Below are 1,351 nucleotides of genomic sequence, written 5' to 3'. Positions count from 1 at the left end.
AAGGGGGGCGTTCGGGCTGGTGGAGGCGCCTGACGTTCGACCTGCCATGTCCGACCCTCGTGACGATGCCGAACCATGCCAGTACGTCCCTTTGCCATCCCACCAAGACACGTGCCCTGACGCTCCGGGAATACGCGAGGATTCAAGGTTTTCCAGACGAGTGGGCCATCGAAGGGAAGCCATCGCAGCAGTATGCGCAGGTCGGCAACGCCGTCCCTGTGCGACTGGGCGAAGTGGCGGGGGAAGTGATCGCAGAAGCTATGGACGATCTATCGGAGAATGATTGGCAAACGGATCGCACCCCCCCAGAGGCCTATCGCGTCGTTTACATCCAATCGCATGTCCGGACGCGGCAGTGGTACAAGGCCGGTGAAACCAAGGTTTGGAGCGACGAAGGCAACAACAAGGGGGTTCGATATGCCCCCCCCGTCACTCGAAGAAGTTCGAGGAAGATCGAGGCGACCCGCTAATGCCCAGACACTCAGGCTTGCCCCGCACAACCCCGCTCCTGCTTCGCAAGCAAGATATCTTCGACGGTCTCAGGCGGGTCGATAGCGATCCTGGCGCACGCGATAGGATTCTCGCCATGGAGAACGAGTTCCGCCGCAGGGTGGACGTGCTCATCGGTGGCCTGCCCTCGAACGACGCCAAGCTGGAGAAGTTCTCTACCAGCCCGTTCGTCCTGATGTTCTACTCCAAGCAGAAGAGCTACGCGCACGTCGCCGACATCGAGCAAGCTCTCGTCCCCGCCAAGGTCTTCTCATCCATGGAAACCTCGGCAGGCAACATGATCGAGAAGATCGTGCTCCCCGTCTACGGTTGGGAAGCCGTGGAAAGCGCCATGCAGACCCACGACTCCCTCCTAGATGGGATGCTCGTTCAGCAAGGCTCCGGGACGTTCGTCGGGGCGACGCTCAAAAGCGGACCTCGAACGCTTAACGATGATATGGCGGGGAAGATCGGCGCGGAGGTGGTCGGGAGGGCCCACTCATGGGCAGTAGCACACAGCGCCCAGCGGATCGAATTCACCTATGGCGCCCTCTACGGCACCAAAAAACAGTCGAACAAGAAAGACTGGCACATCATCAGGCATGTGGCTGAACAGCGGCCGCGCCAATCGACTCTCACCCAGTCCCACGAGGACAGTTGGTCTATATCGTACGACGACGGACCGCTCAGCGTGTCGGCAACAGTTCGTGTCGGCCTCGAATGGTGGGAATACCTAGGAGGTCCGGATGCTTGGTTGGAGCTGTGCTGTGCGCTCATTCGAGCGTGCATTGCCCCGGCGACCACCCCGGCGACTCCCAGCGTCTACACGATCTCAGACCTCGCGGAGATCCTCGATCTGTCG

Annotated in this window: 2 protein-coding genes; both read left to right on the top strand. The window is 60.5% G+C overall.

Annotated features, from left to right (window positions below; all coding sequences use genetic code 11):
* The coding region (locus JAN5088_RS18045) for a DNA cytosine methyltransferase (RefSeq protein WP_144431840.1) at positions 1 to 470 on the top strand (470 nt) is incomplete at its 5' end.
* A gap of 116 nt (positions 471 to 586) precedes the next feature.
* Positions 587 to 1,351, top strand: a 765-nt coding sequence (locus tag JAN5088_RS18040) for a PmeII family type II restriction endonuclease (RefSeq protein ID WP_158448452.1), incomplete at its 3' end; no start/stop codon positions are given.

The sequence above is a fragment of the Jannaschia rubra genome (assembly GCF_001403735.1).
Lineage (GTDB): Bacteria > Pseudomonadota > Alphaproteobacteria > Rhodobacterales > Rhodobacteraceae > Jannaschia > Jannaschia rubra.
The sequence above is the reverse complement of the archived record's forward strand: the minus strand, read 5'-3'. Positions and strand labels throughout refer to the sequence as shown.